This window comes from Cylindrospermum sp. FACHB-282, from assembly GCF_014697195.1.
In the GTDB taxonomy this organism is placed as follows: Bacteria; Cyanobacteriota; Cyanobacteriia; order Cyanobacteriales; family Nostocaceae; genus Cylindrospermum.
Genome location: NZ_JACJRJ010000004.1, coordinates 1 through 21,234, shown reverse-complemented (window position 1 = coordinate 21,234; position 21,234 = coordinate 1). Strand labels below are relative to the sequence as shown.

The following is a 21,234-nucleotide window of genomic DNA, read 5'->3' as shown; positions in this document are numbered from 1 at the left end:
AGGAATCCTATAGTTTGAGAATCTGAGATTTTGAATTCCTGACTAGACACCCTAAAATTAGAGCAAAAGACGATTTTTCAAACAAGCACACTCTATGCGTATTTCTCTAAACTGGCTGCGGGAACTAGTAGAAATAAAACTTAGCCCTGAAGAATTAGCCGAAACTCTGACGATGGCAGGGTTTGAGGTAGAAGATATTGAAGATCGCCGCACTTGGGCAAATGGCGTTGTTGTGGGGAAAGTGCTTGAGCGTCAACCCCACCCTAACGCAGATAAGTTGAGTGTTTGTCAAGTAGATGTTGGTGGAGATGAGATTTTAAATATTGTTTGCGGTGCTGCTAATGTCCGCGCAGATATCTATGTGCCAGTTGCAACTACAGGGACTTACCTGCCGAATATCGATTTAAAAATTAAACCGGCAAAGTTGCGGGGTGTCCCCTCCAACGGGATGATTTGTTCTTTAAAAGAACTCGGTTTACCCACCGATGTAGACGGGATTCATATTTTTACTCAGGAAAATCTGCCCTTGGGTAGTGATGTGCGTCCGTTGTTGGGTTTAGATGATGTGATTCTAGACTTAACTGCTACGGCTAACCGCGCTGATGCCTTGAGTATGGTGGGTGTAGCTAGGGAAGTGGCAGCTTTAACTGGGGAAAAATTGTCAATTCCAGAACCTGGTGATGTAGTAATTACCAAGGGTGCAGGAAATTTAACTTTACAAAGTATCGATTCCCAAGCAAGTCCTGCTTACATTGGTACGGTGATTGAACTCGTAAAAATTGCCCCATCGCCTGATTGGTTGCAACAGCGCTTGCGGGCGGCTGGGGTGCGACCAATTAATAATGTGGTGGATATCACTAACTATGTGTTGTTGGAATGGGGACAACCTCTGCACGCCTTTGATTGGCAGCGTTTACAATCTGTTGCTAGTGGTGAAAATGTCGCTATTGGGGTGCGCTTGGCTGATGCTGGGGAATTCCTCAAAACCTTGGATGGACAAACTCGCACTTTAACAACTCAAAATTTGTTAATCACTGCTAACAACAGACCTATTGCCCTAGGAGGGGTAATGGGGGGAGAAGAAACTGAAGTCCATGAAGGTACTCAAAGCTTAGTTTTAGAGGCGGCGCTGTTTGATTCTGTGGCTATTCGCCGTTCTTCTCGCAGTGTGGGGTTAAGAAGTGAGGCTTCTGGCAGATATGAACGGGGAGTTAACCGGGCTGAGTTGGAAACAGCTAATCGCCGCGCTTTGTTGTTGATTAGTGAGTTGGCTGGTGGGGTTATTGTCCAGCAGGAGATTGCTGACAGCCGTCCGGCAAAATCTACTTGGTCTCATTCTATTGCTCTGCGTTTAGACCGAATTAATCAGGTGTTGGGGCCAATTGATTTGGGTGAGGAACCTGGAGAACTGGAAGCAAAGGATGTAGAAAGGATTCTGACTGCTTTGGGGTGTCAGTTAACTGCTACTGGGGAAGGCAGTTGGACGGTGACAGTACCACCCTATCGTTATCGCGATTTAGAGCGGGAAATTGATTTGATTGAAGAAATTGCTCGTCTTTATGGCTATGACAAGTTTTGCGATACTCTACCAGATAAGGCGGAAGCTGGCTATTTGCCTTTAGATCAGGAATTAATCCGCCAGTTACGTGCTTTTTTACGGGCGGAAGGGTTGACGGAATTAATTCATTATTCTTTGGTCAAACCAGAAGAAGAAAGACAGATTGTTTTGACAAATCCTTTGTTTGCTGAATATTCGGCGTTGCGAACTGATTTAATCGCTGGGTTGGTTGATGCTTTTAAATATAACTTGGAGCAGGGAAATGGTTCTCTGAATGGTTTTGAAATTGGGCGCATTTTCTGGCTGGAAGAGGAGGGTTTGCTAGAAGCTGATGCCCTGGGGGGGATAATGGGAGGTGATTGTACTTTGGGTAAGTGGTCAAGAAGCGGTGGTGAGGAACCGATGACCTGGTTTGAAGCCAAAGGCATTTTAGAAAGTGTATTTCGTCAACTTGGCTTAGAGGTGGAGTTTCAACCAGATCATCGAGATTCGCGCTTGCATCCTGGACGTACTGCTTCTCTTTGGTCGCGGGGTAACAGATTGGGTACTTTTGGGCAACTACACCCCCAATTAAGGCGAGAAAAAGATTTACCAGATTCTGTCTACGCGTTTCAACTGAATATTGAGGAGATTTTGAAGTCTTTGGATCTCGATGAGATTCTGATGCCAAAATTCCACTCTTATTCTACCTATCCAGCGAGCGATCGCGATCTGGCCTTTTTCGCCCCTGTGAAACTGACTGTCGCTGAAATTGAAAAGGTGATTACCAAGGCTGGTAAAGGGTTGCTGGAGTCTGTAGAGTTGTTTGATGAGTATCGCGGTGAAAATGTGCCCCCAGGACAACGGAGTTTGGCCTTCCGCTTAAATTATCGCGCAAGCGATCGCACTCTCACTGAAGCAGAAGTCCAACCAGTACACAATCAAGTCCGCGACGCCTTAGTAGAAAAATTCGGCGTTAGTCTGCGAAGTTAATTAATGGGTAATGGGTAATGGGTAATGGGTAATGGGTAATTGGTAATGGGTAATTGGTAATTGGTAAGAGTTTTTGCCAATTCCCAATTCTCATTACCACCTTTGCCTCCCAGGGAATTTTTCTATATGAGCGTCGAAATCTAAGTATGATGTAGAATCTTTCTGTATGATTATTCTGTCTGCGTATTTATAATGGAAAATATTTAAATATGACCAAATACATCATCTGGGGAACTTACTGCGAAGACGTGTTAGAAAAACGCGACCCCTATCGTCAAGCGCATTTAGACGGATTAGCCAAACAGAAAGAATCCGGTGTCCTGATCACTATCGGCCCTACCAAAGATGTGACTCAAGTTTTTGGCATTTACGAAGCGGAAGATGAAGCCAAAGTGCGTCAGTTGATTGAAGCTGACCCCTATTGGCAAAACGGCATTTGGACTGAATACTTTGTCAAAGAGTGGATTCAGGTTTTTTAGATTACAGCGACTTTTATTTGAATAGTTTAGATTGTATGGACGATTCATAAACCGTCCATACAGAAGACTAAATTGCCGATAAGTATGTAGATAAATTTGGTTGGTGCGGAAATTCCAGATTATTGCTTTTAGTAGATGCGAAAAATAATTATTTAATGTAACCATAAAAATGGTTTTATGTCAGAAATTTCTGCTGTTGACTGAATCAAAAACAGTTCATCTGCCACAGCAAGAAATTCGAGTTTTTTATCTTTGTGATAAGGTGCCGCTATGAATCAAATCTGGAAACGAACAGTGATAAGCAGCCTAATAACTGCTAGTTTAGCTAGTATTACTTTAATGCCCGCTAAACCAGCTGCTGCTGATGACAAGATATTCAGAGATATTGGCATTGGTGCTGCTGCTAGTGTGACATCTGGTGCTGTCAGAAGACGTGGTTCGGTGTTGAACAATGCCGTTAAGGGTGCTGCTGCTGGTGCTGCTGTCAATTTGGTCAATGGTACTAGAAGCCCCCGCGATCAAAGACGCCGTAACTTGCGGCAAGATATAGGGGTAGGTGCAGCAGCCAGCACAGCTACCGGCGCCATTACTCGTGGTGGTAAAGACACCCTTGGGGATGCCGTCGATGGCGCAGTTGCCGGTGCAGCTATCAACCTCTTGACTAATAGAAAATAATTCTTGATTGATAATTCTTAATAAGCAGATGAATTAAGAATTATCAATTAATAGCTATTTTTGTAACTTCCCCAGCAGGGCTAGGGAATATTGGCAGCTAAACTCCCCATCTGCTATACAGTTAATAGTAATTTCTAACCTTTAAGTGCCTTTTGAAAATTACGCCGATAGGATGGATTAGCAATAAATAAAGCTGGCCATAACAAAGCTAACCCAATGCGATTAGGCAAAGTTTGAGTAAAGTTAGTTTTTGTAAACCCATTCCAGAACTTCCAAATCCCACCGGCATAAACGACTAATAAGCCGAAAATAATTAATCCACCCATTTCCATCAACTCCTTTAGTAACTTACAGAATCTTAGCTAACTATTTTTTTTGTTGGTGAAAAGTCATTTTTTTTAAGGAACCGCAGAGGCGCTGAGGACACAGAGAGAATCAAGATAGGTTTTCACAGATGATTTAGTAGGATTGCTATATTTAGATGATACCAAAACAGTCTTACTTTGTTGTCAGAGTGAGATGTTGAAGCTATATATGCAACAGCAATATTTTCTTTATGAGTAAAAATACCCTATCTGCCATTTATTTCCCTACTGGCTGAAACAACAGCGTGGGATGCTGGCGGAATTGGCTAGATTAAAGAGGAACAGAAAATAGCTCACGGGTGTTGAAGCAGCATCAGCTGCAAATAGCTAAGGAGGAATTATGCGTGCAGTACTGATGGCAGGTGGTTCAGGGACGCGGTTACGTCCTTTAACTTGCGATTTGCCTAAACCAATGGTACCGATCCTAAATAGACCAATTGCTGAACATATCATTAATCTTCTTAAAAGACATCAAATTACGGAAGTAATTGCGACATTGCATTATTTACCGGATGTGTTGCGAGATTACTTTCAAGATGGCAGCGATTTTGGGGTGCAGATGACCTATGCTGTGGAAGAAGACCAGCCTCTCGGTACGGCAGGCTGTGTAAAGAATATTGCTGAACTCCTTGATGAAACTTTTTTAGTCATTAGCGGTGATAGCATAACAGATTTCGACCTCTCAGCAGCGATCGCATTTCACAAACAAAAACAATCGAAAGCCACTCTGATTTTAACCCGCGTTCCCAACCCAATTGAATTTGGGGTGGTGATTACCGATGACCAAGGACAAATTCGGCGATTTTTAGAAAAACCCTCTAGTAGTGAAATTTTTTCTGATACCGTCAACACTGGTACTTACATTCTTGAACCAGAAGTATTGGATTACTTGCCAGATAATACAGAAAGCGACTTTTCTAAAGATTTATTCCCCTTACTACTGGCAAAGAATATACCCCTCTACGGTTACATTGCCCAAGGTTACTGGTGCGATGTTGGTCACTTAGACGCCTATCGTCAGGCTCAGTATGATGCCTTGTATCGGAAAGTAAAACTTGACTTTGCCTACAAGGAAGTTTCCCCTGGGTTATGGGTTGGTCAAAATACTTATGTTGACCAGACGGCAATTATTGAAACTCCAGCGGTGATTGGTGACAATTGCCGCATTGGGGCAAGAGTCCAGATTGAGGATGGAACTGTAGTTGGGGATAATGTCACCATTGGCGCTGATGCTAATCTCAAGCGGCCCATAGTTTGGAATGGGGCGATAATTGGGGATGAAGCTCATCTTTCGGCTTGTGTGATTTCTCGTGGTACTCGTGTAGATCGCCGCGCTCATGTATTAGAAGGAGCAGTGGTTGGTTCCCTTTCCACGGTGGGAGAAGAAGCCCAAATTAGCCCTGGTGTGCGTGTTTGGCCGAGTAAAAAGATTGATTCAGGTGCAATTTTAAACATTAACCTGATTTGGGGAAACACCGCCCAACGCAACTTATTTGGGCAACGTGGTGTGCAAGGATTAGCGAATATTGATATTACCCCAGAATTTGCTGTCAAGTTGGGGGCTGCTTATGGTTCTACCTTAAAACCTGGATCTAAGGTAACGGTTTCCCGTGATCAGCGGAATATTTCTCGCATGGTAACGCGATCGCTGATTGCTGGTTTAATGTCAGTAGGTATTAATATTCAAAACCTTGATGCCACGGCTATTCCCATCGCCCGCACCGTTATCCCCACAATGTCTGTAGTTGGCGGTATTCATGTCCGCGCCCACCCAGATCGCCCTGATTATATCCTGATTGAATTTATGGATAACAAGGCGATTAATATCTCCAAAGCCTGGGAAAAGAAAATTGAAGGGGCTTACTTTAAAGAAGATATGCGGCGGGCACTAATTCATGAAATTGGCGATGTGGCATACCCCAGCCAGGTGAATGACCTTTACTGTATTGCTTTTGAAAAGCTGTTGAATGTTTCCACCCTGCGTAACAGTCGGGCAAAAGTGGTAATTGATTATGTTTATGCAGTGTCTGGGGCGGTGTTACCCCAAATGTTAGATACATTTGGGGCTGATGCGGTGGTGCTGAATGCCAGTTTGAATAAAACCTCGATGACGACGACTAACCGCGAAGGGCTACTGACTCAATTAGGTCATGTGGTTGAGGCATTAAAAGCTAACTTTGGTGTTCAAGTCTCAGCAAATGGGGAACAGCTGATTTTAGTCGATGAATCTGGCTATCCCATCCGAGGGGAAATCCTGACAGCGCTGATGGTGGATATGATGTTAACAGCTAACCCCAGAGGCACGGTAGTCGTACCAGTTCACGCTTCTAGCGCTGTGGAACAAGTAGCCCGTCGCCATGATGGTAAGGTGATTCGCACTAAGGCAAATCCCACAGCATTGATGGAAGCTTCTCAGAAATATCCCAATGTGGTACTCGGAGGTAGTGGAGATACTGGTTTTATCTTCCCCCATCTGCATCCGGGGTTTGATTCCATGTTCTGTATTGCCAAGCTGATTGAAATGTTAACTATCCAAGAGCGATCGCTTGCAGCTGTAAGATCAGAATTACCCCGTGTATTGTACAAAACCTATACAGTGCGCTGCCCCTGGACAGCTAAAGGGTCACTGATGCGTTATTTAGTAGAAACTCACCCAGCCCAAAACCTGGAATTAATTGATGGGGTGAAAATTTGTCAGCCCTATGATGATAGTTGGCTATTAGTTTTGCCAGATGCCAGTGAACCATTAGTACATTTATACGCCAACAGCAATGATCGCGATTGGGTAGATGAAACCTTGAGAAACTACCGCTCTCGTGTTCAAACATTTGTGGAAAGACAACAGGAACAGTACGCAGCAGAAGTTTAAATGTCTGAATCAGGATTATCAGGATTATGGGATTCACAGGATGGCGTTATTCTTTAAGCCTGTAAATCCTCATGTCTGAATCAGGATTTATTGGATTATGGAATTCACAGGATGGCGTTATTCTTTAACCCAGTAAATCCTCATCTCTGAATCAGGATTTATTGGATTATGGGATTCACAGGATGGCGTTATTCTTTAACCCAGTAAATCCGCAAATCCTGATTCAGAAATTATCCTGTAAATGCCAATCAGGATTATCAGGATTAGAGGATTAACAGGATGGCGTTATTGTTTGCGCCGATAAATCCTGATCCAGAAATTATCTAGGACTTACGCACTGTACAAATTTACCCTCTTTTCAAGCTTTTTCGATGCGTCCCCTGACGCATCCTACACGTAGTGTGCGTTCCCTAACGCACAATTTATAGGAGTTTCAATGAATAAAATCGATGAACATATTCACCATTGTTTGTCAATGCGTAAGTTCTATTATCCTGTAAATCCTGAAAATCCTATCAATCCTGATTCAGACGTTTTTCTGATATTAGGGACACAGCATTGCTGTGTCCCGGAGGGTGTGGTCTAATTATTTGAAACCTTTTGTCAAGTTAATTCTGCAAATATGCAACATAAACACCTCTAGTAAGCGATTACACCGGTGCTATTCTGATTAGAATTACCGCGTTGTATAACATTACCTGTGCCATTGGCTGCTGTTGAATTACTGCTAGGTATATTCGGGAAGCCATCGCCTAAAACACTCTTGACTGAGGCTGCACCACTAGTTGGTTTGGGATAACCAGTACCTAAGACATTGTCTGCTGAAGAACTACCGCCATTTACATTTGGGAAGCCCTCACCTAGGACACTGGAAACTAGAGAACTCTCACTAATTAGGTTAGGTATACTATTAGTAGTATTACCTGAGCTAGTATTTCCAGATTGTCCCCCAATTATAAGCTGCTGCTGCTCTATTAATAAGTCCACAAGGATCTGATCTTTGATATTTTGAACTGACATAGTCTGTAGCCTCACTTACGTACTTAGATGGAGATTCCTCCAAGTACTCAACTGTAAGCATTCTGGCTGAGTAATTCATAAATCTAAAGGTAGAAATCAAACCTGCATTTTTATTTCTAAAAGTAGATATGAAATATTCTATTTTTGTGGCGTTGCTCAATCAAAAAATCTAACTACTTTTCAAAAGGCAAAGCGGGCAATGTGTTTTTAGGATATATGGCTAACTCGGTTTCTGGATCAAAAAAGTGAATTTTATCGGGGGAGAGTGATAACCAAAGTTGTTCACCAAGACGGATTAATCTGTCTGGTGGGATTCGCACTTGTAGGTAATTGTTGAAATTGGTCGCAAGTGATTCAGATTCGCTAAGTCTGACAGCTAAAAAGGTATCGTTACCTAGGTTTTCCACTAAGTCTACTTGCACTGATAAATTTTTGGTGGCTGGTACACTTAAGCTGAAATGTTCTGGACGAATGCCTAAAATTAGGGTTTGTCCGTCGTATTTTTGGAGGGCATTGATCCAGATTTCTGGGAGGGTAAAACGAAAGTGAGAATGGGTAATTAATAGGGGGGCATGAAACTCTACAGGAATAAAATTCATGGGTGGTGAGCCGATGAATTCTGCGACAAAGCGGTTAACAGGGCGGTTGTAAAGTTCCAAGGGGGCAGCGACTTGCTGGATTTTTCCCTCAGACATAATGGCGATGCGATCGCCCATTGTCATCGCTTCTGTTTGATCGTGGGTGACGTAAATCGTCGTTGTCCCCAACTGGCGCTGCAATTTGACAATTTGAGCGCGGGTTTCTGCCCGGAGTTTGGCATCTAAGTTAGAAAGTGGCTCATCCATTAAAAACACTTGGGGATTCCGGGCGATCGCTCTTCCTAATGCTACCCGTTGCCTTTGTCCCCCTGACAACTGTTTGGGTAAGCGATTTAGCAAAGCTTCCATTTGTAACAGTTGGGCCACATTATGCACCCGCTGATTCACCACCTGTTCTTTATCAGAAATGTAGCGGAGTTTTTTGGGCAGATTTCTGCTCATCCCCACCAGCAAGTCCTCCCCCCACTTGCGAAAATTAAAGGATGCAGGGGTATCTCCCGCTTCCACAAAGCGACGACGCAAGCCGAAGGCGATGTTGTCATACACCGTCATGTGGGGATAGAGTGCGTAATTTTGAAACACCATGGCGATATCCCGTTCTTTGGGGGGTAAATCATTAATTAAGCGATCGCCTACCCAAATATTCCCTCCAGTCATCTCCTCTAACCCAGCGATTAACCGCAGCAGGGTACTTTTGCCACAGCCAGAAGGCCCCACCAATACCATAAACTCACCATCGGCGATCGTCAGGTTAATCCGCCGCAAGACATTGAGAATATCTGGATGCTCCCGCGCGGCATCACTTGTCATCCCATACTTAAGCGGATTTTGGGTTGGTGAAGTAATAATTTCCCCTTTACGGGGGGGAAAACTTTTATAAACGTTCTCTAAAATAACTTGAGCCACGAGTATTTGAGGTAAATGTATATAGTTAATAGTTATATGTGGGGCTGCGCTTTATTCATCTAGGGGCAATTCATGAATTCTACAGCCGTCTATTTTTGCGCAAGTGCTAGCCATCTTCTTTCAATAAATGCTATCAGTAGTCAAAATCAAAACAACTGATGGAAGCAAAGCGGAAGATTGAGGGTTTTGTCCAGGACGTAAATTACCCATATATCATAGAGGTTTTGTAACTACGAAAAGTTAAAAAAATAGCGATTAACCATAAAAGCAGACTACTCTTGATTTTAAGACTGTCAGGAGGTGTTGTGATGACTACCTATATTCCTGAAAATGTTTCCCCAGATGGGACGGTTCACCCTGCCCATGATATTTTAGACATCCAAACCACTGATTGTTGTATTGTGGGTGGTGGCCCAGGGGGGGCTGTTTTAGCTCTGCTGTTAGCGCGTCAGGGCATTTCTGTGACGCTTCTAGAAGTACACAAAGACTTTGATCGAGATTTTCGCGGTGACACCATTCACCCCTCGGTCATGCAGATAATGGAAGAACTGGGTTTAAGCGATCGCTTATTGCAACTGCCCCATACCAAAATGCGCCACCTTAGCCTGAAAACTCCTCAAGATACCGTCACCTTAGCAGATTTTAGTCACCTGAAAACCCCCTACCCCTATATTATGATGCTTCCCCAGGTAAAGTTTTTGGAGTTCATCACCCAAGAAGCAGAAAAATATCCGCATTTTCATCTGGTGATGGGTGCAAATGTACAGGAACTAATTGCAGAAAATGGGGTAATTCAAGGTGTCCGCTATCGGGGAAAGGGTGGGTGGCATGAAGTACGGGCCATACTCACAGTGGGTGCAGACGGACGCCATTCAAAACTCAGGCTTTTGGGTGGTTTTGAATCAATCGAAACCTCACCCCCGATGGATATTCTCTGGTTTCGCTTACCCCGTCAGCCAGAAGATGCTGAGGGCGGTATGGGACACTTTACTCCAGGTCACATTGTGGCTATGCTTGACCGTGGTGATGAGTGGCAACTCGCTTACGTTATCCCAAAAGGCGGTTATCAGCAGATTCGCAATGCTGGCTTGGAGGCGTTAAGAAAGTCTATTGTTGAGGTGGTGCCAGAATTAAGTAATCGCATCGAACATTTACAAGATTGGTCACAAATCGCCTTTCTCTCTGTGGAGTCTAGCCGCGTCAAGCGCTGGTATTGTCCAGGACTGCTACTCATTGGTGATGCTGCTCATGTCATGTCCCCAGTTGGTGGGGTGGGCATCAACTACGCGATTCAAGACGCTGTAGAGGCAGCAAATGTACTGAGTAAACCATTGAAAAACCGATTTGTGGAACTCCGTGACCTGGCAAAAGTGCAACGCCGTCGGGAATTGCCTACAAGGATTATTCAGGCATTTCAAACCTTGATCCAAAAGCGGATATTTGCCCCGGTTCTGAGGGGAAATCAAAGCTTTCAACCACCTTTGCTGCTGCGATTACCAATTTTGCGTGACCTTCCAGGGCGGTTGATTGCCTTGGGCGTGTTTCCGGTTCATCTCCAAACTTAAATTTGTGTAGAGTATTTTTTCTGTCTTTAATGGTACAATAGTACTATTGCAGAATTCAATGCTCATTTCAGTCAGGCGGAGGCGATGAATAGCATCTGAAGATGTTGTTTAAAGCGATCGCTTGACTTTTGTACTGAAAATACCTCAAAACTAAGAGTGTTATGCAAATTATTTTTTGATGGCACCGCCAAGAACGCCAAGTGAAGAAAGAAATAATTTATTTAACTAATTAGGAGACAATTTCTATGAACAGCTGCGTTTTGATGGCGCAAATTATTCAAGAACCGCAACTACGCTATACAGCCGATAACCTAGAGGTGACGGAAATGTTGGTGCAGTTTCCCAATTCCCAGCGACCAGAAGATGCACCAGCGACTTTAAAAGTTGTCGGTTGGGCGAATATGGCAAAAGAGATTCAACAAAACTATCATGAAGGCGATCGCGTTATCTTGGTAGGACGCTTGGGGATGAATACTATTGATCGTCCAGAAGGTTTTAAAGAAAAACGCGCTGAATTGACAGTCCAACAGATTCAACCTGTAGGAGGTGAACGTCCTTTCGTCCCGACTTCATCACCATCAGTTACCAGAAATCCATCATTTACAGACACTCCTGTGGTGCAACCACCATCCCGTCCCCCAGATGTATATGAATCACCAACCCCAGCCGTCAGCGCTGGGAGTGTGGTTCCCCCAATGACAAAAGCTGAACCCACATATCAACCCGCAACTTTTGAGCGGAATTTCTCAACCCCAGTACCGCAAGAAGAACCAGATCCGGATGATATTCCGTTTTAAATTGCCAATGCTGCGGCCAAATTTTCAGCTAATCCCACTTATTCACCGGTGGGATTTTGCCTTATGGCGGTTCTACAAGCTAAATTTATCACTATAAAAACAGTACGACTGCTAAAATTCAGATAATTTTCCGCCAAAATTCACCCCTACTCCCATGAGAGAAACTGTCCTAGAAGTTCGCAATCTACAAGTTGAATTTTCCGGTGATGGCAGCACAGTCAAAGCCGTAGATGGTATTACCTTTCAGTTGTATCGAGGTGAAACTCTAGGAATAGTGGGAGAGTCGGGGAGTGGTAAATCAGTAACAGCTTTAGCTGTGATGGGTTTGTTGCAGAGTCCTGGAAGAGTTAGCGGTGGAGAAATCTGGTTTCGTCCCCAGGAGAATGCCCAAGCAATTAATTTAGTCGATTTGCCTCCTGAAGAAATTCAGTTATACCGAGGCGGCGATATCGCCATGATTTTTCAAGAACCGATGAGTTCCCTCAATCCGGTTTATGATATCGGCTTTCAGCTAACAGAAGCAATTATGCGCCATCAAAAGGTGACAGATGCTGAAGCCAGACAAATTGCGATCGCTAATTTGCAAGAAGTTAAACTCCTACCTAGGGACGAACAAATCCAGCAGCAGTATCTTGACACCTGGAGTCAAAATAATCCAAATTCATCGCCACCGGATGGGTTAAAGCTGGCAAATTTGGTGAAAGAGCACAAACAAGCGATGCTGGAACGCTACCCCCATGAACTTTCTGGCGGACAGTTACAGCGGGTGATGATTGCAATGGCAACTTCCTGCAACCCATCGCTGTTAATTGCCGATGAACCAACCACTGCCTTAGATGTGACGGTGCAAGCGACAATTCTGGAACTGATGGGCGAATTGCAGCAAAGCCGGGAAATGGGAATGATTTTTATCACCCACGACTTGGGGCTAATTTCCGAAATTGCTGACCAAGTAGCAGTGATGTACAAAGGCAAAGTTGTAGAATTTGGTGCAGTAGAGCAAATTTTTACTAACCCCCAACATCCATATACTAAAGGTTTGGTAGCTTGTCGTCCCAGTCTTAACCGCCGTCCCCACAAACTGCTTACCGTTTCTGACTACATGACTGTAGAAGAAACGCCAAATGGACAGGTGGTAATTCAGCCAAAAACACCTGCACTACCCCTAGAAATTACCAGGGAAGAAATTGTCGAAAGATTAGCAAACCTCAGCCAAAAACCACCCCTGTTGCAAATTCGTAACCTCAAAGTTGGGTTCCCTATCCGGGGAGTCTTGGGGGGCACAAAACGCTACAACATGGCAGTTAATAACGTTTCCTTTGATGTCCAACCAGGGGAAACTCTGGGGTTGGTGGGGGAATCTGGTTGTGGCAAAACCACCCTAGGCAGAACTTTGCTGCGATTAATTGAACCCATGAGTGGTCAGATTATCTTCGACGGGCAAAATATAACTACTCTGAAGGGAAAACCGTTGCAGATATTGCGGCGGGAAATGCAAATAGTCTTTCAAAACCCCTTTAGTTCTCTAGATCCGAGAATGAATATTGGCGAGGCGGTGATGGAACCGTTGTTAATTCATTCTGTCGGTAAAACCCTACAGCAACGGCAAGAACGGGTTGTGGAACTTTTAGAACGGGTGGGATTGAATGCAGATGACAGGAAACGCTATCCCCATCAGTTTTCTGGTGGACAACGCCAGCGGATTTGTATTGCTCGTTCTTTGGCTTTAAATCCGAAATTTATTATCTGTGATGAGTCGGTTTCAGCGTTGGATGTATCGGTGCAGGCGCAGGTATTGAATTTATTAAAAGAATTGCAACATGATTTTCAGTTAACCTATATTTTCATTTCCCACGATTTAAGTGTGGTGAAATTTATGAGCGATCGCATTTTGGTAATGAATCAGGGTAAAATCGTGGAAGAAGGTACAGCAGAAAGCATCTACCTCGAACCCAAAGAAGCATACACCCGAAAATTAATCGCTTCCATCCCCACTGGTAGCCCCGAACGCAAGAAGCAGCGCAATTTACCAGCCTTGTAGTCTCAACTTACAGCTATTAGCGATAAATTATTTAAATCTGGATTTTAGGAAAATAGTGATCTTTCCGTTTGGTCAATAAGCAGCCCATATTCTCAAGATTATTGACAATTATTTTTAATAATTCAACGAGTTTAGGCTTTTTCAGCCATTGCTATTGACCCCTTGACTTTTTTTTGGTATTGTATTTGTATAATTGGACGGTATTGTTATAAAAACTTTAATAGCTGCTTTCTAGCTGCATAGATGCTAAAGCTGCTGAACCTCAAAAAAAATACACCCAAAAATTAATTGCTTCCATTCCCAGTAACTCATGAGCAAGGTGGAATCCTAAAACCTAGGTAATAAATCTGCCTGTTTACAAATTGCATTTGCGGTAATGCGATCAATTGTCCGGTGTCGTTTCACAGGAATAGTTTTTATCTCATTAGTATAAATAGAGTGATTTCCACCTTCCCTTAATAAATAAAATCCATTCTCTTCTAAATATTTAATTAAATCTTTTCGTTTGACTGACACAATCAAACCTCTACAGGAATCTGTTCTAACAAAGAACTACCTGTAGGAATTTCTTTATTTTGCTGACGATAGGCAAGGATCATCTCTTTTATAGCATCTTGCAACAAAGCTCTGCAATCTTCTAATGTTTCGCCTTCTGTAATCACTTCTTGCCATTCAATCACTTGTCCCATATATCCGCTATTAGTTTTTGTATATTTTGCGGTGTATGTAGTTAACATCAGGTGTTCGTGAATAGAAATTTATATATTGATCATAGCTGATATTTGAGTTCAGAATGCCTTAGTGTAGCCTACGGTTAGCGATCGCCTAAATTATTCACGTATCACCAAAACCATAATTTGTCAATTACTGAATTCCCGCAAAAAATATCTGTGCCCTAGACTTGGCAATTATCAAATTTATAAGATAAAATCATTTTAAGATAAAAGCCCCGCTGCTCTGTTACAGGAGTCGTAACAGCGAGTATGCTCGTTGCCCCATTTCAGGGGTCGTAACAGCGAGAAATGTCTAAATAGAATTACACAAATTCGAGTTTTACATAGTATGAAAAATCACTCACAAATATTAAACAAAGGCCATACAAATGTCGAAATTTCGCCCCGCGAAGAACTCGTACTTCTCGCTCTTTTTAACAAAGAACTCTACGGTTTACAAATTCCCCAAGCGATGGAGGAAGCTAGTGGAGGTCAGCGTCAAATGGGTATCGGCACACTTTACCCTGTTCTCCATTCTCTCGAAAAGAAAGGCTTGGTCGAATCCCGCTGGGGAGATGAAACGCGAGAAGAACGAGGTGGAGCAAGACGACGGTATTATAAACTTACAGGTAGCGGCGTTACCACCCTCGAAGCCGTCCAGTCTTTCCGTTCCAACCTGCTCACCTGGCAACCTAGCTGATAATATAGCAGGAATAGAATTTGAAGATCACGATTGGGAACTGACAATTAGAGAACTGCAACTCAGGATGCAACATCTAGATATTGCATCTTTAAAATCAGCAGAAGTTCTCAACGTTGCTAAAGAACTGATAGCCCTAGAAGAATTAGCAGAAAAGCTAGAAAAATTTTCTCTCTTAAATAAGAGATTACGCAAATACAAGAAATCTGAACCTGGGGAAACTTGGGTTAGTCGGTGGATAGGTTCCCCAATCGCTTACCTGTTTCCCCCCGAACGACGGGAAGAATGGTTAGGAGATTTGTACGAAGTCAATAGGGAGATGCTGCACAAAAGTTATCCCCGTTGGCAGGTGAATCTAAATAATCTTGGTAAAACCATCATTTTGATTATATCTGCTTTGAAAATCAAACTTTCAGATTTACTCTGATTCGCGAAAGTGAGCAAATGAAACGTAGGACAGGCCGAAAAGCCTGTCAAGGTTTTAATTAAATCTGCTATTCTCAATTTAGCAGAATGCAAATTTTAGACATTGCTGAATTAACCTATGAACTGTTCCTTCTCGCTTTGCGCCTTTGCGCCTTTGCGTGAGACCTTCATATTTTGATTCAGCAACACCAGATTTTACCAACTTCCTCTGCCACAGTAATCGTTTTTGTCAACACCTACATCTGAAGTCTATATTAAATCTAACCCTAATTGATTTGAGGTACTCCTCATGACAGCCTCAGTTGAATATATCCCAGTTACCCCCATTGAATACCCAGAAGAGGACGGAGAGCCAATGGCTGAAGGTGATATCCAATGCAGTTACTTGACTTATGCCAGAACTGCGCTACGGATTTATTTTCAAAGTCGTCCAGATGTATATGTCGCTGGCAATCTCTTTATTTATTATGAAAAAGGAGATCCTGAATCAGTTGTCGCACCAGATGTATTTGTGGTGTTTGGTGTAGACAAACATGATAGAGGTTCTTACAAAACTTGGGAAGAACAAGATAAAACCCCTGATTTTGTTTTAGAGATTACCTCAAGAAGCACTCGCAGCAAAGACCAAGGTGCAAAAAAGGGAATTTACGCTTTTTTGGGAGTGAGTGAATATTTCCAATATGACCCCACAGGTGATTATCTCACTCCCCAACTCCAAGGGTTACGCTTGGTTGACGGGAATTATTTTCCAATCGCTACCAATATATTGTCAGATAATACACTTTCGGTATCCAGCGAAGTTTTAGGGCTGGAGTTGCGACTAGAAGCGGGTAAGTTGCGTTTTTACAACCCCGCGACAAGTGAGTTTCTCCTTACTCATCAAGAGGAAGTAGCAGCACGACAAACTGCGGAAACAGCAAGACAGGAAGCGGAGGAAAAGGCGCAAAAATTAGCCGCTAAACTGCGGGAGTTAAATATTGACCCAGATAGCCTGTAAACTTCACCCCTCAATCCTCTATCAAGGGAAAGAGGGGCTAAAAACGGAAACTTATACCAATTTGGAAAAAGAAGGCGACAGATAGAAGCTCGGAAATCTAAATTAAATCTAGCTTCCTTAATTTTGAATTTTGTTCGCGGAGCGTGCCGGAGGCTCTATTTTGAATTTTGAATTGGTATTACTGTCTTTCGGCTATTCTCAATTTAGCAGAACGCGATCGCGCATTTTCGCGAATCTCATCTTCTGATGCAAGAATTGGCTTTTTTGTCAATACCCGCAACAAAGGAGAATTTCTTAAACCATGCTTGACTGGTCGGTCTTCCAGACTGTGAAAACTGATAATCACAATTCTGCCACCGGGAACCAAGGCGTTTGGTGCTTTCTCGATCAAGGTATCCAGGGATTTTAACTCATCATTGACAGCAATTCGCAAAGCTTGAAAAACGCGGGTAGCGGGGTGAATTCTGCCATAACGGTATTTAGGGGGAACAGAAAATGCGATCGCCTCAGCTAACTCTGTAGTCGTTGTAAACGGGCGTTTTTCCACAATTCGCCGCGCAATCCGCCGCGAAAGCCGTTCTTCACCATATTTAAAGAAAATTTCCGCTAATTCCGCCTCATCCCACTCATTTATCACATCAGCCGCCGTTAAACCTTGTTGGCGGTTCATTCGCATATCCAAATTTGCAGTATGCCGAAAGCTAAAACCCCTCTCCGGGTGATCTAAATGGTGAGAGCTCACCCCCAAATCAGCTAAAATCCCATCATAAGTATTCAGTGGAAATTCGTATTCAGCAAAGTTTTTGTGAATAAAATTTACCCGTTCCCCAAACTCAGCCAAATTCTTCTGCGCTGCCGCCAAAGCATCCTCATCTTGGTCAAGCGCCGTTAACCGCACATCCGCAGCCGCTTCTAAAATTAGGCGACTGTGACCACCACCGCCAACCGTCCCATCTAAATAATGCCCACCAGGACGCACCGCCAAACTCTCAACTACCTCCCGACTCAAAACCGGAATATGAGAAAAAGTAAACTCTTCTAAATCTATTGGTATTTGTGAATCTGATTTCATCATTAATTTTTTTGATAATATAGATGCAAACAGCTTAATTTCTTAATCTCGCTTCCATAGAATTTCTTTAGTTTGAAGATAAATTTAAACTATTAATTCCTACTAACATCATTGGTTAAAAAAATTCTCACAATTCTGCTAACCAAGATATAAACCAGCAACAGATTGATATAACTTGTCTTCAGTCCTGCCGACTCATGGCATAAGAGGGCGAAACTTTCTCCCCACTAGCGCCTGAAAAAAATCCTGTGCCTCCAGCCCTTGCATATCGAGCTTCCCTATAATAATTGAAGAGGTGCAACAAAATGAAACATCAATTACAAGTCCGACCCTGCTATCCTCTCTCCAACATAACCCTGTAGAGTCAAGATTATATAGATTGCCCCGACAAACCTGATGAGTGGCAGACACGATAATTCGGGTCTGGTTGGCATCTTAGCGGTTCAATTCAAAATGTTGCCTTCGGCAAGCTACGCGAACACAACGGGAGAACACTAAATTTATGGCCAGACTAGAAACCCGCACCGAACCAATGGTGCTAAACATGGGGCCTCACCACCCCTCAATGCACGGGGTTCTGCGGCTAATTGTCACCCTCGATGGCGAGGATGTCGTTGACTGTGAACCAGTCATTGGCTACCTACACCGGGGAATGGAAAAAATTGCCGAGAACCGCACTACTGTAATGTATGTCCCCTACGTCAGCCGTTGGGACTACGCAGCGGGGATGTTCAACGAAGCAGTCACCGTCAATGCCCCAGAAAAGCTAGCCGGGGTTGCTGTTCCCAAACGCGCCAGCTACATCCGCGTGATCATGCTGGAACTCAACCGCATCGCTAACCACTTGCTGTGGTTTGGCCCATTCCTAGCTGACGTGGGTGCTCAAACTCCCTTCTTCTACCAATTCCGGGAACGGGAGATGATTTACGATTTGTGGGAAGCCGCCACAGGTTATCGGATGGTGAACAACAACTACTTCCGCGTCGGTGGTGTAGCAGTTGATTTACCCTATGGTTGGGTAGACAAGTGTCTAGAATTCTGCGACTACTTATTACCCAAAATTGATGAGTACGAACGCTTAGTCACCGATAACCCCATCTTCCGACGCCGTGTTGAAGGCATTGGCACCATCACCCGCGACGAAGCCATTAACTGGGGACTTTCAGGCCCGATGTTACGCGGTTCTGGGGTGAAGTGGGATTTGCGGAAAGTTGACCACTATGAATGTTATGATGATTTTGACTGGGATGTGCAGTGGGAAACTGCCGGTGATTGCTTTGCCCGTTACGTAGTGCGGATGCGGGAAATGCGCGAATCAGTGAAAATTCTTCGCCAAGCTATTAAAGGTCTACCCGGTGGCCCTTACGAAAACCTAGAAGCCAAGCGGATGATGGCTGGGAAAAAATCTGAGTGGGATGCTTTTGATTACCAATACATCGGTAAGAAGGTTTCTCCCTCCTTTAAGATTCCCAAGGGCGAAATCTACTCCCGTGTAGAAAGCGGCAAAGGTGAACTAGGAATTTATCTTGTTGGTGATGATAATGTCTTCCCTTGGCGGTGGAAGATTCGCCCAGCAGATTTCAACAACCTCCAGATAGTGCCCCATTTACTACGGGGGATGAAGGTGGCAGATATCGTTGTCATTCTCGGCAGTGTTGACGTGATCATGGGATCTGTAGATAGATAGCTTTTATTGGCTGGGCCATGCCCAGCCAGCTATCAGCAATTTAAAATTGCCCATCACTCAATTTTAATTTTTGTATTTTAAAATACAAATTTATTTAAGCTATTCATGTTTAATTTTTATTTTTTTAAAGGATAGGAGGTCAGATTTTTCCAGTTTGAAGTAGGAAATTTTGATTCTCTAAAGAGGATTAAATTAGCACTGTTAATCCAGCATATTTTTTTAGTAGAGTACTATGGAAATTCGCAAATATTTACTTAGTCGTAACTTGAGAACTATGCAAATTCACTCTCATCCAGGATTGGAACATAGCCCAAATCGGCATATTGAAGAGGGTTTGCAAAGATTGCTCGACCGGCTTGTTCAAAAAATGCAGCGGGATGCGTTAATCAGAGAAACAACTCAGAAACTTAGAGAATCCCTCCAGGTTGACCGTGTAGTTCTGTATTACTTTTACGGGGAGTGGCAGGGACAAGTGACCTTTGAATCTTTGAGTTCTCGCGCATTCTCAATACTCGGTTCAACTGGGGCAGATGATTGTTTTAATGAGGAGTATGCCGCTTTGTATTTGGCAGGACGGGTAAGAGCGATCGCTAATATTGAATTAGAACCTATCGCACCTTGTCACCGGGACTTTCTTTGCAGTTTACAGGTGCGTGCTAACTTAGTAGTGCCAATTTTGATACCGAGGGGATTGTGGGGATTGCTAGTAGCGCATCACTGTCAGAGTCCTCGTTCTTGGTCAGCTTTAGATATAGAACGGATGCAAATGGCAGCACAGACTCTAGCAACAGATTCTAATATCCTCGAAAGTTAAGTTACTGGCCATTTAAATCGCCTACAGTTAAGTAGTATCTGCCAACACTGGTTTTTTAATCAGGAAAAATAAATATGAAACTTGGTTACACAGTTATTTGGGTGGATGACGTAGTAAAAACCGTTGAGTTTTACGAAAAGGCATTTGGTCTAGTTCGTCGCGCTGTCGAAGAAACAGGCAAGTTTATCTCAGCAGAAATCGAAATCGGTGGCGCCACACTAGCTTTTTCTTCTACCAGCGAAGCCGAGACATTATTTCCTGGGGGCTTCCGTGCCAATGATCCCACACAACCACCAGCATTAATCCAGATATCTTTAATTACTCCTGATGTTGCTACAGCTTATATAAGAGCAATCGGGGCAGGAGCGAAACCACTAGATGCACCTAAAAATCAGCCAGGGGGAAAAACAATCGCCCGTGTCCGTGATCCTAATGGTGTGCTGGTGGCTTTAGTAAATAAATAGGCTCTCCCGTGACATACTCCACACACTCCCTTCCAGGTGAGTGTGGGCTTCTCAACGACTCCTCTATGAGGACATTAATTGAGCTTTAAGACCGTGTGTCCCACGGTTCTTGATATTTATAGCCGCGTTCAAATCCCTGCACAAACTCGCATGACATACAGGGCAGTTGTGCATTCTTTGAGATAGCGGCTTTTTAACTTTGTGACCACCCTTCGGCAAGCTCAGGGCATCGCAACTAGAGCATTCTTGGCTTGTACCGTTTGGATTTACAGCTATCACTTTTAAACCAGCATTTTCGGCTTTGTTTGAAAGAATCGTTATAAATTGTCCCCAACCGGCATCATTAATACTTTTTGCCAACCATGTTCTAGTAAGTCCCTTTACGTTCAATTTTTCTACAGCAATAACATCGTACTTTTTGAGTAGATTGTTTGCAGTTTTAAAGTGGAAATCCTTGCGGGTATCTGATACTTTTTTGTGTTGAATACCAAGTTTTTTAATAGCTTTTTTACGTC

20 protein-coding genes are annotated in these 21,234 nt (G+C 43.4%); 13 read left to right on the top strand and 7 right to left on the bottom strand.

The genetic code is table 11. The features are described from left to right. Positions 1 to 94 precede the first annotated feature (94 nt). The 3 genes from pheT (at position 95) to H6G32_RS02995 (ending at position 3,684) form a co-directional block, all read left to right on the top strand. Positions 95 to 2,530: a phenylalanine--tRNA ligase subunit beta gene (gene pheT, locus H6G32_RS03005; protein ID WP_190454569.1), complete on the top strand. Its 2,436-nt coding sequence runs from the start codon at positions 95 to 97 to the stop codon at positions 2,528 to 2,530. A gap of 209 nt (positions 2,531 to 2,739) precedes the next feature. Further along, entirely contained in the window at positions 2,740 to 3,009 is a 270-nt protein-coding gene (locus H6G32_RS03000; protein ID WP_190454566.1) for a YciI family protein, read from the top strand. Positions 3,010 to 3,279: 270 nt separating this feature from the next. Further along, complete coding sequence (locus H6G32_RS02995) at positions 3,280 to 3,684, top strand: hypothetical protein (protein ID WP_190454563.1); 405 nt, start codon at positions 3,280 to 3,282, stop codon at positions 3,682 to 3,684. 134 nt (positions 3,685 to 3,818) lie between these two features. On the opposite strand, the gene H6G32_RS02990 is transcribed toward H6G32_RS02995, so the two are convergent. After that, a complete protein-coding gene (locus tag H6G32_RS02990) occupies positions 3,819 to 4,010 on the bottom strand; it encodes a hypothetical protein (RefSeq protein WP_190454560.1) in 192 nt (63 codons plus the stop codon). 379 nt (positions 4,011 to 4,389) lie between these two features. Between H6G32_RS02990 and H6G32_RS02985 the strand changes: the two genes are divergently transcribed. After that, positions 4,390 to 6,918 (top strand): mannose-1-phosphate guanyltransferase, encoded by a 2,529-nt coding sequence (locus H6G32_RS02985; RefSeq protein ID WP_190454558.1) that lies wholly within the window; start codon positions 4,390 to 4,392, stop codon positions 6,916 to 6,918. A gap of 639 nt (positions 6,919 to 7,557) precedes the next feature. Here the strand turns inward: H6G32_RS02985 and H6G32_RS02980 are convergent. Together H6G32_RS02980 and H6G32_RS02975 are read right to left on the bottom strand one after the other, a co-directional pair. Beyond that, positions 7,558 to 7,938, bottom strand: a complete 381-nt coding sequence (locus H6G32_RS02980) for a hypothetical protein (RefSeq protein WP_190454554.1) — start codon at positions 7,936 to 7,938, stop codon at positions 7,558 to 7,560. A gap of 173 nt (positions 7,939 to 8,111) precedes the next feature. Further along, positions 8,112 to 9,443, bottom strand: a complete 1,332-nt coding sequence (locus tag H6G32_RS02975) for an ABC transporter ATP-binding protein (protein ID WP_190454551.1) — start codon at positions 9,441 to 9,443, stop codon at positions 8,112 to 8,114. A 308-nt stretch (positions 9,444 to 9,751) separates the two neighbouring features. Between H6G32_RS02975 and H6G32_RS02970 the strand changes: the two genes are divergently transcribed. The 3 genes from H6G32_RS02970 (at position 9,752) to H6G32_RS02960 (ending at position 13,846) form a co-directional block, all read left to right on the top strand. Further along, complete coding sequence (locus H6G32_RS02970) at positions 9,752 to 11,008, top strand: FAD-dependent oxidoreductase (RefSeq protein WP_190454548.1); 1,257 nt, start codon at positions 9,752 to 9,754, stop codon at positions 11,006 to 11,008. 245 nt (positions 11,009 to 11,253) lie between these two features. Continuing rightward, entirely contained in the window at positions 11,254 to 11,805 is a 552-nt protein-coding gene (locus H6G32_RS02965) for a single-stranded DNA-binding protein (protein ID WP_190454545.1), read from the top strand. A gap of 154 nt (positions 11,806 to 11,959) precedes the next feature. Continuing rightward, a complete protein-coding gene (locus tag H6G32_RS02960; protein WP_190454542.1) occupies positions 11,960 to 13,846 on the top strand; it encodes an ABC transporter ATP-binding protein in 1,887 nt (628 codons plus the stop codon). A gap of 327 nt (positions 13,847 to 14,173) precedes the next feature. Here the strand turns inward: H6G32_RS02960 and H6G32_RS02955 are convergent, their stop codons facing one another. Continuing rightward, complete coding sequence (locus H6G32_RS02955) at positions 14,174 to 14,362, bottom strand: type II toxin-antitoxin system HicA family toxin (RefSeq protein ID WP_190454539.1); 189 nt, start codon at positions 14,360 to 14,362, stop codon at positions 14,174 to 14,176. Between the two features lie 2 nt (positions 14,363 to 14,364). Next, positions 14,365 to 14,583 (bottom strand): type II toxin-antitoxin system HicB family antitoxin, encoded by a 219-nt coding sequence (locus H6G32_RS02950; protein ID WP_190454537.1) that lies wholly within the window; start codon positions 14,581 to 14,583, stop codon positions 14,365 to 14,367. A 325-nt stretch (positions 14,584 to 14,908) separates the two neighbouring features. On the opposite strand from H6G32_RS02950, the gene H6G32_RS02945 reads away from it, so the two are divergent. From H6G32_RS02945 to H6G32_RS02935, 3 genes are all read left to right on the top strand, one after another. After that, positions 14,909 to 15,259, top strand: a complete 351-nt coding sequence (locus H6G32_RS02945; RefSeq protein WP_190454534.1) for a PadR family transcriptional regulator — start codon at positions 14,909 to 14,911, stop codon at positions 15,257 to 15,259. A 67-nt stretch (positions 15,260 to 15,326) separates the two neighbouring features. Continuing rightward, positions 15,327 to 15,686: a hypothetical protein gene (locus tag H6G32_RS02940; RefSeq protein WP_190454532.1), complete on the top strand. Its 360-nt coding sequence runs from the start codon at positions 15,327 to 15,329 to the stop codon at positions 15,684 to 15,686. 288 nt (positions 15,687 to 15,974) lie between these two features. Next, the gene (locus tag H6G32_RS02935; protein ID WP_190454529.1) at positions 15,975 to 16,682 is read left to right on the top strand and encodes a Uma2 family endonuclease; all 708 of its coding nucleotides are present in this window, start codon (positions 15,975 to 15,977) and stop codon (positions 16,680 to 16,682) included. A 178-nt stretch (positions 16,683 to 16,860) separates the two neighbouring features. On the opposite strand, the gene rsmH is transcribed toward H6G32_RS02935, so the two are convergent. After that, positions 16,861 to 17,754 (bottom strand): 16S rRNA (cytosine(1402)-N(4))-methyltransferase RsmH, encoded by an 894-nt coding sequence (gene rsmH / locus H6G32_RS02930; protein WP_190454924.1) that lies wholly within the window; start codon positions 17,752 to 17,754, stop codon positions 16,861 to 16,863. A gap of 502 nt (positions 17,755 to 18,256) precedes the next feature. Here rsmH and H6G32_RS02925 point away from each other — a divergent pair. From H6G32_RS02925 to H6G32_RS02915, 3 genes are all read left to right on the top strand, one after another. After that, positions 18,257 to 19,441, top strand: coding sequence for an NAD(P)H-quinone oxidoreductase subunit H (locus H6G32_RS02925; protein ID WP_190454526.1), 1,185 nt, complete (start codon positions 18,257 to 18,259; stop codon positions 19,439 to 19,441). A 274-nt stretch (positions 19,442 to 19,715) separates the two neighbouring features. After that, positions 19,716 to 20,255 carry a GAF domain-containing protein gene (locus tag H6G32_RS02920; protein WP_190454922.1) on the top strand — a complete coding sequence of 180 codons (540 nt, stop codon included), beginning with the start codon at positions 19,716 to 19,718 and terminating at the stop codon, positions 20,253 to 20,255. Positions 20,256 to 20,329: 74 nt separating this feature from the next. Further along, positions 20,330 to 20,719 carry a VOC family protein gene (locus tag H6G32_RS02915; protein ID WP_190454523.1) on the top strand — a complete coding sequence of 130 codons (390 nt, stop codon included), beginning with the start codon at positions 20,330 to 20,332 and terminating at the stop codon, positions 20,717 to 20,719. A 63-nt stretch (positions 20,720 to 20,782) separates the two neighbouring features. Here H6G32_RS02915 and H6G32_RS02910 read toward each other — a convergent pair. Then, the coding region (locus H6G32_RS02910; RefSeq protein ID WP_190454520.1) for an RNA-guided endonuclease InsQ/TnpB family protein at positions 20,783 to 21,234 on the bottom strand (452 nt) is incomplete at its 5' end.

What these genes read in the sequence shown, in the direction of transcription:
- pheT (WP_190454569.1), top strand. Translation starts at nt 95, where the DNA reads ATGCGTATTTCTCTAAACTGGCTGCGGGAACTAGTAGAAATAAAACTT.
- H6G32_RS03000 (WP_190454566.1), top strand. Translation starts at nt 2,740, where the DNA reads ATGACCAAATACATCATCTGGGGAACTTACTGCGAAGACGTGTTAGAA.
- H6G32_RS02995 (WP_190454563.1), top strand. Translation starts at nt 3,280, where the DNA reads ATGAATCAAATCTGGAAACGAACAGTGATAAGCAGCCTAATAACTGCT.
- H6G32_RS02990 (WP_190454560.1), bottom strand. Translation starts at nt 4,010, where the DNA reads ATGGGTGGATTAATTATTTTCGGCTTATTAGTCGTTTATGCCGGTGGG.
- H6G32_RS02985 (WP_190454558.1), top strand. Translation starts at nt 4,390, where the DNA reads ATGCGTGCAGTACTGATGGCAGGTGGTTCAGGGACGCGGTTACGTCCT.
- H6G32_RS02980 (WP_190454554.1), bottom strand. Translation starts at nt 7,938, where the DNA reads ATGTCAGTTCAAAATATCAAAGATCAGATCCTTGTGGACTTATTAATA.
- H6G32_RS02970 (WP_190454548.1), top strand. Translation starts at nt 9,752, where the DNA reads ATGACTACCTATATTCCTGAAAATGTTTCCCCAGATGGGACGGTTCAC.
- H6G32_RS02965 (WP_190454545.1), top strand. Translation starts at nt 11,254, where the DNA reads ATGAACAGCTGCGTTTTGATGGCGCAAATTATTCAAGAACCGCAACTA.
- H6G32_RS02960 (WP_190454542.1), top strand. Translation starts at nt 11,960, where the DNA reads ATGAGAGAAACTGTCCTAGAAGTTCGCAATCTACAAGTTGAATTTTCC.
- H6G32_RS02950 (WP_190454537.1), bottom strand. Translation starts at nt 14,583, where the DNA reads ATGTTAACTACATACACCGCAAAATATACAAAAACTAATAGCGGATAT.
- H6G32_RS02945 (WP_190454534.1), top strand. Translation starts at nt 14,909, where the DNA reads ATGAAAAATCACTCACAAATATTAAACAAAGGCCATACAAATGTCGAA.
- H6G32_RS02940 (WP_190454532.1), top strand. Translation starts at nt 15,327, where the DNA reads ATGCAACATCTAGATATTGCATCTTTAAAATCAGCAGAAGTTCTCAAC.
- H6G32_RS02935 (WP_190454529.1), top strand. Translation starts at nt 15,975, where the DNA reads ATGACAGCCTCAGTTGAATATATCCCAGTTACCCCCATTGAATACCCA.
- rsmH (WP_190454924.1), bottom strand. Translation starts at nt 17,754, where the DNA reads ATGAAATCAGATTCACAAATACCAATAGATTTAGAAGAGTTTACTTTT.
- H6G32_RS02925 (WP_190454526.1), top strand. Translation starts at nt 18,257, where the DNA reads ATGGCCAGACTAGAAACCCGCACCGAACCAATGGTGCTAAACATGGGG.
- H6G32_RS02920 (WP_190454922.1), top strand. Translation starts at nt 19,716, where the DNA reads ATGCAAATTCACTCTCATCCAGGATTGGAACATAGCCCAAATCGGCAT.
- H6G32_RS02915 (WP_190454523.1), top strand. Translation starts at nt 20,330, where the DNA reads ATGAAACTTGGTTACACAGTTATTTGGGTGGATGACGTAGTAAAAACC.